The 12,126-nt window shown below is 39.9% G+C and carries 9 protein-coding genes; 8 read left to right on the plus strand and 1 reads right to left on the minus strand.

Annotated elements, in window-relative coordinates; genetic code table 11:
* Positions 1-69: 69 nt before the first annotated feature.
* From TZ90_RS02875 to ciaH, 3 genes are all read left to right on the plus strand, one after another.
* Positions 70-2,616 (plus strand): M1 family metallopeptidase, encoded by a 2,547-nt coding sequence (locus TZ90_RS02875; protein ID WP_045611366.1) that lies wholly within the window; start codon positions 70-72, stop codon positions 2,614-2,616.
* A gap of 108 nt (positions 2,617-2,724) precedes the next feature.
* Complete coding sequence (gene ciaR / locus TZ90_RS02880) at positions 2,725-3,399, plus strand: two-component system response regulator CiaR (protein ID WP_000590639.1); 675 nt, start codon at positions 2,725-2,727, stop codon at positions 3,397-3,399.
* Complete coding sequence (ciaH, locus tag TZ90_RS02885) at positions 3,389-4,723, plus strand: two-component system sensor histidine kinase CiaH (RefSeq protein ID WP_045611367.1); 1,335 nt, start codon at positions 3,389-3,391, stop codon at positions 4,721-4,723. Before ciaR ends, ciaH begins: the two co-directional genes overlap by 11 nt.
* Before the next feature lie 33 nt (positions 4,724-4,756).
* Here the strand turns inward: ciaH and TZ90_RS02890 are convergent, their stop codons facing one another.
* Positions 4,757-5,044 (minus strand): DUF3270 domain-containing protein, encoded by a 288-nt coding sequence (locus tag TZ90_RS02890; protein WP_004256528.1) that lies wholly within the window; start codon positions 5,042-5,044, stop codon positions 4,757-4,759.
* 359 nt (positions 5,045-5,403) lie between these two features.
* Here TZ90_RS02890 and TZ90_RS02895 point away from each other — a divergent pair, with 359 nt between their 5' ends.
* The 5 genes from TZ90_RS02895 to TZ90_RS02915 all read left to right on the plus strand — a co-directional run bounded on the left by TZ90_RS02895 (position 5,404) and on the right by TZ90_RS02915 (position 12,117).
* Positions 5,404-6,459: an ABC transporter permease gene (locus tag TZ90_RS02895; RefSeq protein ID WP_045611368.1), complete on the plus strand. Its 1,056-nt coding sequence runs from the start codon at positions 5,404-5,406 to the stop codon at positions 6,457-6,459.
* A 13-nt stretch (positions 6,460-6,472) separates the two neighbouring features.
* Entirely contained in the window at positions 6,473-7,153 is a 681-nt protein-coding gene (locus TZ90_RS02900; protein ID WP_045611369.1) for an ABC transporter ATP-binding protein, read from the plus strand.
* A 125-nt stretch (positions 7,154-7,278) separates the two neighbouring features.
* On the plus strand, positions 7,279-8,208 hold the full coding sequence (locus tag TZ90_RS02905) for a peptidase U32 family protein (protein WP_045611371.1): 930 nt from the start codon (positions 7,279-7,281) through the stop codon (positions 8,206-8,208).
* 198 nt (positions 8,209-8,406) lie between these two features.
* Entirely contained in the window at positions 8,407-10,857 is a 2,451-nt protein-coding gene (locus TZ90_RS02910; protein ID WP_045611373.1) for a bifunctional DnaQ family exonuclease/ATP-dependent helicase, read from the plus strand.
* A 36-nt stretch (positions 10,858-10,893) separates the two neighbouring features.
* Entirely contained in the window at positions 10,894-12,117 is a 1,224-nt protein-coding gene (locus TZ90_RS02915) for an FtsW/RodA/SpoVE family cell cycle protein (protein WP_045611374.1), read from the plus strand.
* Positions 12,118-12,126 lie beyond the last annotated feature (9 nt).

Raw genomic sequence — 12,126 nt, forward strand, 5'->3', positions numbered from 1 at the left:
AGCAAAACATGATATAATAAGTTTGTTTGAAGAAGAGCTCTAGCTCTTAAACTTAGATAGGAGAAAACTATGCAAGCAGTTGAACATTTTATTAAGCAATTTGTTCCTGAACATTATGATTTATTTTTAGACTTGAGTCGTGAGACCAAGACTTTTTCAGGAAAGGTGACTATTAGTGGTCAAGCACAGAGTGACCGCATTTCCCTTCATCAAAAAGACTTGGAAATCGCTTCTGTAGAAGTTGCAGGGGAAGCTCGCCCATTTACAGTTGACCATGACAATGAAGCCCTTCATATTGAATTAGCTGAGGCTGGTCAAGTTGAAGTGGTTATCGCTTTCTCAGGAAAAATTACAGACAACATGACAGGGATTTACCCTTCTTATTACACAGTTGATGGAGTCAAGAAGGAAGTCTTGTCTACTCAGTTCGAGAGTCATTTTGCTCGCGAAGCCTTCCCATGTGTGGATGAGCCAGAAGCTAAAGCAACTTTTGACCTCTCTCTACGTTTTGACCAAGCAGAAGGTGAATTGGCCTTGTCTAACATGCCTGAGATTGATGTGGAAAACCGCAAGGAAACAGGCATCTGGAAGTTTGAGACAACACCTCGCATGTCTTCTTACTTGTTAGCCTTTGTTGCGGGTGATTTGCAAGGGGTAACGGCTAAAACTAAAAACGGTACCCTCGTAGGTGTCTACTCAACCAAAGCCCATCCACTATCTAACCTTGATTTCTCACTAGATATTGCCGTTCGCTCAATCGAGTTTTATGAAGATTACTACGGAGTCAAGTACCCAATCCCTCAATCTCTCCATATCGCCCTTCCTGACTTCTCAGCAGGTGCTATGGAAAACTGGGGTCTGGTAACCTACCGTGAAGTTTACTTGGTTGTGGATGAGAACTCAACCTTTGCTAGTCGTCAACAAGTTGCCCTTGTTGTGGCACATGAATTGGCTCACCAATGGTTTGGTAACCTCGTTACTATGAAATGGTGGGATGACCTTTGGCTCAATGAAAGCTTTGCTAACATGATGGAATATGTCTGTGTGGATGCCATTGAGCCAAGCTGGAATATCTTTGAAGATTTCCAAACAGGTGGAGTGCCTCACGCTCTTGAACGCGATGCGACTGATGGAGTTCAGTCAGTTCACGTCGAAGTCAAACACCCAGATGAAATCAATACACTCTTTGACGGAGCTATCGTCTATGCCAAAGGAAGCCGTCTCATGCATATGCTTCGCCGTTGGCTCGGCGATGCCGATTTTGCTAAAGGTTTGCATGCCTACTTTGAAAAACATCAATACAGCAATACAATTGGTCGTGACCTTTGGGATGCTCTTGGTCAAGCGTCTGGACGTGATGTCGCAGCCTTCATGGATTCTTGGTTGGAACAGCCTGGTTACCCAGTTCTTACTGTCAAAGTTGAAAATGATGTCTTGAAGATTTCACAAAAACAATTCTTCATCGGTGAGCACGAGGATAAGAACCGTCTCTGGGTTGTGCCACTAAACAGCAACTGGAAAGGTTTACCTGATACACTTGAAACTGAAAGTATCGAAATCCCTGGCTACGCAGCTCTTCTTGCTGAAAACAAAACAGCACTTCGCCTCAACACAGAAAATACAGCTCACTACATTACAGACTATCAAGGAGACTTGTTAGATGCTGTTCTTGCTGACCTAGTTGAGCTTGATAACACAAGTAAACTGCAAATCGTCCAAGAACGTCGTTTGCTTGCTGAGTCAGGGCACATTTCTTATGCTGACTTGCTCCCAGTTATTGATAAACTTGCTAAGGAAGAATCTTACCTTGTCGTTTCAGCTGTTTCTGAAGTCATTTCTGCCCTTGAGCGCTTTATCGATGAAGGAACAGAAGCTGAAAGAGCCTTCAAAGCCTTGGTTGCTAAATTGGCTCGTCACAACTATGACCGTCTTGGTTTTGAAGCTAAAAACGGAGAATCAGATGAGGATGAGTTGGTTCGTCAGTTGGCTGTTTCTATGATGATTCGCTCAAATGATGCAGAAGCTAGTCAAGTCGCTAGCCAAATCTTCGCGGCTCACAAGGAGAATCTTGCAGGACTTCCAGCAGCTATTCGCTCACAAGTTCTGATCAATGAGATGAAACATCATGAGACTAAAGACTTGTTAGCACTTTATCTTGGCACTTATACTCACGCAACAGATGCTGTCTTTAAACGCCAGTTGGCAGCAGCTCTTGCCTATAGTAAAGATGCGGACAATATCCAAACCTTGATTGCTGCTTGGAAGGACAAATTTGTGGTGAAACCACAGGACTTGTCTGCTTGGTATTACCAATTCCTAGCTCACCAAGCAACTCAGGAAACAGCTTGGTCTTGGGCGCGTGAAAACTGGGCTTGGATTAAGGCAGCTCTTGGTGGAGATATGAGCTTTGATAGCTTTGTTATCCTTCCTGCACACGTATTTAAGACTCAGCAACGCTTGGCAGAGTACAAGGAATTCTTTGAACCGCAACTTTCTGACCTTGCTCTTAGCCGTAACATCGGTATGGGAATCAAGGAAATTGCAGCGCGTGTTGACTTGATTAACCGTGAAAAAGCTGCAGTGGAAGCAGTCGTTCTTCAATACGGAAACGCATAAATAAGCCTAGAATAAAAAGAAAACTCAGCTTTCTCATGTAAAATGCAGAGAGTTGAGTTTTTTTTAAGGCAAATTTGGTATAATGGTTTTAATAAGGAGGAGTTTCTCATGATAAAAATCTTATTGGTTGAGGATGACCTAGGCCTGTCAAATTCAGTATTTGACTTTTTAGACGATTTTGCGGATGTCATGCAGGTATTTGATGGAGAAGAAGGTCTCTACGAAGCTGAAAGTGGCGTCTATGATTTGATTTTGCTCGATTTGATGTTGCCTGAAAAAAATGGCTTCCAAGTCTTGAAAGAATTGCGCGAAAAGGGGATTACGACTCCAGTTCTGATCATGACTGCCAAGGAAAGCTTGGATGATAAGGGACATGGATTTGAACTAGGAGCAGATGATTACCTGACCAAGCCTTTCTACCTAGAAGAACTCAAAATGCGGATTCAGGCCCTTCTCAAACGTTCAGGTAAGTTTAATGAAAATACCTTGACTTATGGAAATATTGTGGTTAATCTGTCAACCAATACCGTTAAAGTCGAAGATACTCCCGTCGAATTGCTGGGGAAAGAGTTTGATTTACTAGTTTATTTCCTCCAAAATCAAAATGTTATTTTGCCCAAGACTCAGATTTTTGATCGTCTATGGGGATTTGATAGTGATACAACGATTTCGGTTGTTGAAGTCTATGTTTCAAAAGTCCGTAAGAAATTAAAAGGAACCACTTTTGCAGAGAATTTGCAAACCTTGCGTAGTGTTGGGTATATTTTAAAAGATGTTCAGTAAACTAAAAAAAACATGGTATGCGGATGACTTTAGTTACTTTATCCGCAACTTTGGTGTCTTCACCCTGATTTTCTCTACCATGACCTTGATTATTTTGCAGGTCATGCATTCGAGTCTCTATACTTCGGTGGATGATACGCTTCATGGACTGAGTAACAATCCTCAGGCGGTTATTCAGCTTGCGGTAAATAGGGCAACAGAAGAGATTAAAGATTTAGAGAATGCCGCTACAGATACTAGCAAGACTGAGATAAAACCCAATGTCAGTTCCAACACGGAGGTTATTCTTTTTGATAAGAATTTTACCCAGCTCCTTTCTGGAAATCGATTTTTGGGATTGGATAAGATTAAGTTAGAGAAAAAAGAGCTAGGCCATATTTATCAGATTCAGGTTTTTAATAGCTATGGACAGGAAGAAATCTATCGCATGATTTTGATGGAAACCAATATCAGTTCGGTTTCAACCAATATCAAGTATGCTGCTGTCTTGATTAATACCAGTCAGTTGGAGCAAGCCAGTCAAAAGCATGAGCAATTGATTGTGATTGTGATGGCAAGTTTCTGGATTTTGTCTTTGATTGCCAGTCTCTATCTAGCTAGGGTCAGTGTTCGTCCTCTGCTTGAGAGCATGCAGAAGCAGCAGTCCTTTGTGGAAAATGCCAGTCATGAGTTACGAACTCCACTTGCAGTTTTGCAAAATCGTTTAGAGACCCTTTTCCGGAAGCCAGAAGCTACCATTATGGATGTGAGTGAAAGCATTGCATCGAGTTTGGAAGAAGTCCGAAATATGCGTTTTTTGACGACAAACTTGCTGAATTTAGCTCGTAGAGATGATGGAATTAAGCCGGAACTTGCAGAAGTTCCAACTAGTTTTTTCAATACGACTTTCACAAACTATGAGATGATTGCTTCTGAAAATGACCGTGTCTTCCGTTTTGAAAATCGCATTCATAGAACGATTGTCACAGATCAGCTTCTTTTGAAACAATTGATGACCATCCTGTTTGATAATGCTATCAAATATACTGAGGAGGATGGTGAAATTGATTTTATGATTTCAGCGACCGATCGCAATCTGTATTTGCTAGTTTCCGATAATGGAGTCGGTATTTCAGCAGAAGATAAGAAGAAAATTTTTGATCGTTTTTATCGAGTAGACAAGGCTAGAACACGCCAAAAAGGTGGTTTTGGTTTAGGATTATCCTTAGCCAAGCAAATTGTAGATGCGCTAAAAGGAACCATTACTGTTAAAGATAATAAACCAAAGGGAACAATCTTTGAAGTGAAGATTGCCATCCACACACCATCTAAAAAGAAAAAATAAAAATATCGCTCCAGCTGGAGCGATATTTTGGATTTATCTTCTACGTTTTCGTTTGATAATAGACCGTTGAACTTTTAAAACAAGTAAGCTAGATCCGATTGCTGCGGCAAAGGCAAGAGCAGTTGATAATTTTAATGCTAAAAAGATAAAACTAAAGATAGCAATACAGATACAAAAAACAGCGATATTAACAAAAAATAGGATTTCCTTGAGATTGGCATCAGATTGCGCTTCAGGTGTATAATCTTGATAGCGAGGAACCTGTTGGCTTAATTCTTCTTGATAGTCTACCTCATAGGATTGTAATTTTCTTACGGGCATTATTCTCTCCTTAACAGTACATACCTATTTTATCATTTTTTCAGCAGAGAATTATTACAGAAAGGTTACAAAAAGAATAAAGTCCTTTTTCAAAATCACTTTTCTTGACACCATAATGTGAAAATGATAGGATGGATGGACACCAAATACTTATTAATATTCATAATTGCTTATATTAGCAAGGAAATAGAGCTACCAAATGATTCTTTTTTACGAAAATTTCTTTCCTTATTTTCTTGATTTTATTTAATTTGATTAGTGAGATTTGTTTTGAATACAGAGACAGATTTTCTGTCTCCTATTTTTATAGTAGTGGGGTGTCTAATCGATACCTCTTGGAAAAGTTAAAGGAGATAAGCATGTATCTTGCTATCAAAGAAATATTACGAAACAAACTTCGATATAGTTTGATTCTAACTACCATTTTTCTTATCGCTTTTATGGTCTTTTTTATAACCAGTCTAGCTCTTGGTCTTGTGCGAAACAACCGGGCAGCTATTGATAATTGGCAAGCGACGGGTGTAGTTTTATCTGACTACGCAAATGATAATTTGACAGCATCCTTTATTCCTGAAAAGGACTACAAGGATAAGAGTTCTAAAGAGGCAGCTCCACTGGGTTATATGTTCGCTGTGACCAATCTAGTCGATGATAGTGAAAAGGTCAATGTTTCCATCTTTGCTCAAGAGTGGGACGCTTTTATCTCTCCTAGTTTGACGGAGGGCCGTTATCCTGAAGGGGATGATGAGGTGGTCGTTGATCAGTCCTTTGAAAACTATGGAATGAAGTTGGGTGATGCCATTCAGCTCAATGGAAGCGAAGTAAGTTACAAGATTGTAGGGCTGACTAAAGGAAATAAGTTTTTTACTGAACCAGTTGTCTTTACGAGTTTGACAACTTATTGGACCTTACAAGGAACTTTAAAATCTAATAAATCCATCTCTGCCTTGGTATTGAAAAATGATATAGAAGTGGCTGGCGATGGACTGAAACAGATTTCTATTCCAAAAATGATATCGAAAATTCCTGGTTACACACCTCAGGTTAATGTATTTTCAGGGATGATTCTTGCTATGATTGTTATCACAGGCTTGATTGTGGGTATATTTGTTTATATCATTACGATACAAAAACTAGGACTTTATGGAATAATGCGGGCTCAGGGAATACAGATCAAAACCATTGTATGGTCTCTTTTCTGTCAAATCTTCTTCCTAGCTGGTATGGGGATTGCTTTAGCCTTGCTGGCTGTTGGAGGAGTGATTTTAGTCTTGCCAGCTACCTTCTTTTTCTACCCAAGTTGGTTAGCCTATTCTGTCCTAAGCTTGGTGATTTGTTTGATGGCCATGCTAGGTGGTGTCATTTTACTTCCACGCTTGCTAAAGGTGGACCCGATTACTGCGATTGCAGAATGATAAGGAGAATAGTATGACAGCATTGATTGAAATGACTCAAGTGACAAAAACTTACGGGGAAGGAAAGATGAAAGTCATAGCTCTACATGAGACGAATTTTCATCTAAATGCGGGAGAGTTCGTAGCTATCGTTGGGCCTTCAGGTTCTGGAAAGACAACCTTTCTAACGACTCTAGGACAACTTCAGGAAGCATCGAGTGGAAAGATTTTAGTTAAGGGGAAGGAAACAGGCAGTTTGACGGAGAAGGAGAAAACAGACCTCCGTTTTAGAGAGTTTGGCTTTATTCTTCAGGCTTCAAACTTAATTCCATTTCTTACGGTCAAGGAACAGCTGGATTTGATTGACAGACTAGATAAGGGAAAAAATAGTAAAAGTGATCGAAAAGAGCTCTTTGATTTGTTGGATTTGGAAAAAGTACAAGATCAGTATCCCAAGGCATTGTCAGGTGGAGAACGTCAACGAGCTGCGATTGCTAGAGCGCTTTATAACAATCCGAGCATCGTTCTTGCAGATGAGCCAACAGCTAGTCTTGATACAGAGCGGGCCTATCAAGTAACGGAGATGTTGGCTGCCATTGCCCACGAACAAGGTAGAGGAGTTGTCATGATTACACATGATACACGCCTTCTTGATAAGGTTGACCGTATTTATGTCATGAATGATGGTCACCTAGTTGAAGAAACACATGCATAAAAAGAGAGTGAACGGTGTTGGATACTGTTCACTTTTTAATTTCAAAATTTAAAAATAAGACTGACTTTTTGTAAAACTCCCAGTATTCATAGCTGATTTTCCAGAAATGTGGTATAATTTTTCTTATGGAAAAGATTATCATTACAGCAACTGCTGAAAGTATTGAACAAGTTGAACAACTGCTCGAAGCTGGCGTAGACCGGATCTATGTCGGTGAGAAAGATTTTGGCCTTCGTCTGCCAACGACCTTTAGTTATGACGAATTGCGTGAAATCGCTAATCTGGTGCATGATACTGGTAAGGAATTGATCGTTGCGGTTAACGCCCTCATGCACCAAGATATGATGGACCGTATCAAGCCTTTCTTAGATTTCTTGGAAGAAATCAAGACAGACTACATTACGATTGGGGATGCAGGTGTCTTTTATGTGGTCAATCGCGATGGTTATTCATTTAAGACAATCTACGATGCTTCGACTATGGTAACTAGCAGTCGCCAGATTAACTTCTGGGGACAAAAGGCTGGCGCATCTGAGGCTGTTTTGGCGCGTGAAATTCCATCAGCTGAACTCTTCAAAATGCCAGAGATTTTGGAAATTCCTGCTGAAGTTTTGGTTTACGGAGCTAGTGTTATTCACCATTCTAAACGTCCACTCTTGCAAAATTACTATAACTTTACGCACATCGATGATGAAAAGACCCGTAAGCGTGACCTTTTCTTGGCTGAGCCAAGTGATCCAGAGAGTCACTATTCCATTTTTGAAGACAATCATGGAACCCATATTTTTGCCAACAATGACCTTGATTTGATGACCAAATTGACAGAATTGGTGGAGCATGGTTTCACTCACTGGAAACTAGAAGGGCTCTACACTCCAGGTCAGAACTTTGTTGAGATTACAAAACTCTTTATCCAAGCGCGTAGCTTGATTCAAGAGGGTAACTTTAGCCATGACCAAGCTTTCTTGCTGGATGAAGAAGTTCGTAAACTTCACCCTAAAAACCGTTTCCTTGATACAGGATTTTATGACTACGATCCTGACATGGTTAAATAAAGTAAATGATTCGTTGAGAGAGGGAAGATGCAAACATTTCTTCTCTCAATTTTTCTTATTCTCCAATATTTTCAAAAAATAAGTAGGCTAGGATGCTCTGTTTGCCGGGATTTTTAAGAAAAGTAACCTTCTTGAGTTTGAAAATTATTCCATGTTTGCAGGTGCCAAATGGCCCTTTTTTTGGTATAATTTTTTATAATGAAAACGATTGGTAATCGCTATGTTGTGGTGGATTTAGAGGCAACTAGCACAGGTAGTAAGGCTAAAATTATCCAAGTGGGAATTGTTGTGATTGAGGATGGAAAAATCGTCGATCACTATACGACGGATGTCAATCCACATGAACCTTTGGATGCTCATATCAAAGAACTGACAGGATTGACTGACCAACGTCTGGCGCAAGCACCTGATTTTTCGCAAGTTGCCAGAAAAATCTTTGACTTGGTGGAGGATGGGATTTTTGTAGCCCACAATGTTCAGTTTGATGCCAATCTTTTGGCGGAAAATTTATTTTTAGAAGGCTATGAACTAAGAAATCCTCGTGTTGACACGGTCGAATTGGCCCAAGTCTTTTTCCCAGAACTGGAAAAATATAGTTTGCCGATTTTGTGTCAAGAATTAGGAATCCCTCTAAAACACGCCCACACAGCCCTTTCAGATGCCCAAGCCACTGCGGAATTACTACTTTTTCTACGAGAAAAGATGGCCCAACTTCCTAAAGGGCTCTTGGAACGCTTGCTGGAAATGGCAGACGCTCTCTTATATGAGTCCTACCTGGTTATTGAAGAAATTTATCGAAACCAATCTATCCTGACTTCTCCAGATCTATTTGAAGTTCAAGGGATATATTTCAAGAAAATTGCAGCTCCCCTGAAGCCACGAAAATTATCTCAGGATTTTTCTAAGAATATTTCTCTGTTGAACCTTGAAGTAAGGGAAGAGCAAGAATGTTTTGCTAAAGAGGTCGGTTTGCTATTGAAGGATGAGTCTGTATCATTAATTCAAGCGCCGACAGGGATTGGGAAAACCTATGGCTATCTCTTACCCGCTTTATCTCAAGTGGAAAATCGTCAGATTGTCCTTAGCGTTCCGACGAAGATTCTTCAAAATCAAATCATGGAAGAAGAAGGTAAACGTCTTAAAGAGGTGTTCCATACAGATATTCATTCTTTAAAGGGACCACAAAATTACCTGAAGTTGGATGCCTTTTATCGTTCCTTGCAGGAAAATGATGAAAATCACTTATTTAGACGCTTTAAAATGCAACTCTTGGTCTGGTTGACAGAGACAGAAACCGGGGATTTGGATGAAATCGGGCAACTCTACCGTTACCAACATTTTTTAAGAGACCTTCGTCATGATGGAAATTTATCATCCAAGAGCTTATTTGTGACGGAAGATTTCTGGAAACGTAGTCAGGAAAGGGCAGAGACTTGCAAGCTTTTAGTGACCAATCATGCCTATCTTGTAACCAGACTTGAAGATAATCCTGAATTTATCAGCGACCGTTTACTGATTATTGATGAAGTCCAAAAAGTTTTGTTGGCTCTAGAAAATCTGCTTCAACAGACCTACGATATCCAGTCTATTATTGATTTAGTTGATAAGGCTTTAGTAGGAGAAGAAAATAGGATTCAACAACGAATATTAGAAAGTATTCGCTTTGAGTGTCTCTACTTGATAGAACAATTTCAGTCTGGAAAATCTCGAAAAAATATCTTGGATTCTCTGGCCAATCTCCACCAGTATTTTTCAGAATTAGAGGTAGAAGGCTTTGAGGAACTGGTTCGCTATTTTACGGCTGAAGGTGATTACTGGCTTGAAGCAACTGAAACGAGTCAGAAGAAAATTCAGATTTCTTCTACAAAATCAGGTCGTATTCTTCTATCTTCTTTAGTGCCTGCTTCATGTCAAGTCTTGGGAGTGTCGGCTACTCTTGAGATTAGTCAGAGGGTTTCTTTGGCAGACCTTTTAGGTTATCCCGAAGCCAAATTTGTTAAGATTGAAGCTCATAAAAAACAGGATCAAGAAGTGGTCTTGGTCAAAGATTTTCCCCTGGTAACAGAAATCTCCTTAGAAGTTTACGCTAAAGAGGTAGCTGATTTGCTGATGGATGTTCAAGTTTTCCAACAACCGATTTTGGTTCTCTTTACTGCTAAAGATATGCTTCTAGCAGTATCGGATTTACTTCCAGTTAGCCATCTGGCCCAGTATAAAAATGGGGATGTTCATCAACTGAAGAAACGCTTTGAAAAAGGAGAACAACAAATCTTGCTTGGTGCAGCAAGTTTTTGGGAGGGAGTTGATTTTTCAAGTCATCCTTTTGTGATTCAAGTTGTACCGAGACTTCCTTTCCAAAATCCCCAAGATCCCTTGACGAAAAAGATTAATCAGGAACTAATTCAAGAAGGGAAAAATGCCTTTTATGATTATCAATTGCCTATGGCTATTATTCGTTTAAAACAGGCTTTGGGAAGAAGTATGAGACGTGAACACCAACGTTCTTTAACCCTCATTCTGGATAGGAGAATCGTCGGAAAGCGATATGGCAAACAGATAGTAGCATCTCTAGCAAAAGAAGCGACTGTTAAAACCGTCTCTCGATCCGAAGTTGATGAGGCTGTTGATAAATTTTTAAATGAACTTTGATAAATAGTATTGTATGAAAGTATAAGGTTAGTGTATATGAAACGTTCTCTCGACTCTAGAGTCGATTATAGTTTGCTCCTGCCAGTATTTTTCCTACTGGTTATCGGTGTGGTAGCTATTTATATAGCTGTTAGTCATGATTATCCAAACAATATTCTGCCCATTTTAGGGCAGCAGGTCGCCTGGATCGCCTTGGGACTTGTGATTGGTTTTATAGTCATGCTCTTTAATACAGAATTTCTTTGGAAGGTGACCCCTTTTCTATATATTTTAGGCTTGGGACTCATGGTTCTGCCGATTGTCTTTTATAATCCGAGCTTGGTTGCATCCACGGGTGCTAAAAACTGGATTTCGGTAAATGGAATCACCTTGTTCCAACCGTCAGAATTTATGAAGATATCCTATATCCTCATGCTGGCTCGTGTCATTGTCCAGTTTACCAAAAAACATAAGGAATGGAGACGCACAGTTCCGCTGGACTTTTTGTTAATTTTCTGGATGATTCTCTTTACCATTCCAGTACTAGTTCTTTTGGCACTTCAAAGTGACTTGGGGACGGCTTTGGTTTTTGTGGCCATTTTCTCAGGAATTGTTTTATTATCAGGAGTTTCTTGGAAAATTATTATCCCAGTATTTGTGACTGCGGTAACAGGAATTGCTGGATTCTTAGCCATTTTTATCAGCAAGGACGGAAGGGCTTTTCTCCATCAATTGGGGATGCCGACCTACCAAATTAATCGGATCTTGGCTTGGCTTAATCCATTTGACTTTGCCCAAACAACCACTTACCAACAGGCTCAAGGGCAGATTGCCATTGGAAGCGGTGGCTTATTTGGTCAGGGGTTTAATGCTTCGAATCTGCTTATTCCAGTTCGTGAGTCGGATATGATTTTCACGGTTATTGCAGAAGATTTTGGATTTATTGGCTCAGTCCTTGTTATTGCCCTTTACCTCATGCTCATTTACCGTATGTTGAAGATTACTCTTAGATCAAATAACCAGTTCTACACCTATATTTCCACAGGTTTGATTATGATGTTGCTCTTCCATATCTTTGAGAATATCGGTGCTGTGACAGGTTTGCTTCCTTTGACGGGGATTCCCCTACCTTTCATTTCTCAAGGTGGATCGGCTATTATCAGTAACTTGATTGGTATTGGCTTGCTTTTATCTATGAGTTACCAGACTAATTTAGCTGAAGAAAAGAGCGGAAAAGTTCCATTCAAACGGAAAAAGGTTGTATTAAAACAAATCAAATAAGGAGAAAAT

It is taken from the genome of Streptococcus mitis (genome assembly GCF_000960005.1).
Classification (GTDB): domain Bacteria; phylum Bacillota; class Bacilli; order Lactobacillales; family Streptococcaceae; genus Streptococcus; species Streptococcus mitis_CK.

Excerpts from the sequence above, each read along its gene's own strand:
- TZ90_RS02875 (WP_045611366.1), top strand. The coding sequence starts at position 70 with ATGCAAGCAGTTGAACATTTTATTAAGCAATTTGTTCCTGAACATTAT.
- TZ90_RS02910 (WP_045611373.1), top strand. The coding sequence starts at position 8,407 with ATGAAAACGATTGGTAATCGCTATGTTGTGGTGGATTTAGAGGCAACT.
- TZ90_RS02905 (WP_045611371.1), top strand. The coding sequence starts at position 7,279 with ATGGAAAAGATTATCATTACAGCAACTGCTGAAAGTATTGAACAAGTT.
- TZ90_RS02890 (WP_004256528.1), bottom strand. The coding sequence starts at position 5,044 with ATGCCCGTAAGAAAATTACAATCCTATGAGGTAGACTATCAAGAAGAA.
- ciaR (WP_000590639.1), top strand. The coding sequence starts at position 2,725 with ATGATAAAAATCTTATTGGTTGAGGATGACCTAGGCCTGTCAAATTCA.
- ciaH (WP_045611367.1), top strand. The coding sequence starts at position 3,389 with ATGTTCAGTAAACTAAAAAAAACATGGTATGCGGATGACTTTAGTTAC.
- TZ90_RS02900 (WP_045611369.1), top strand. The coding sequence starts at position 6,473 with ATGACAGCATTGATTGAAATGACTCAAGTGACAAAAACTTACGGGGAA.
- TZ90_RS02915 (WP_045611374.1), top strand. The coding sequence starts at position 10,894 with ATGAAACGTTCTCTCGACTCTAGAGTCGATTATAGTTTGCTCCTGCCA.
- TZ90_RS02895 (WP_045611368.1), top strand. The coding sequence starts at position 5,404 with ATGTATCTTGCTATCAAAGAAATATTACGAAACAAACTTCGATATAGT.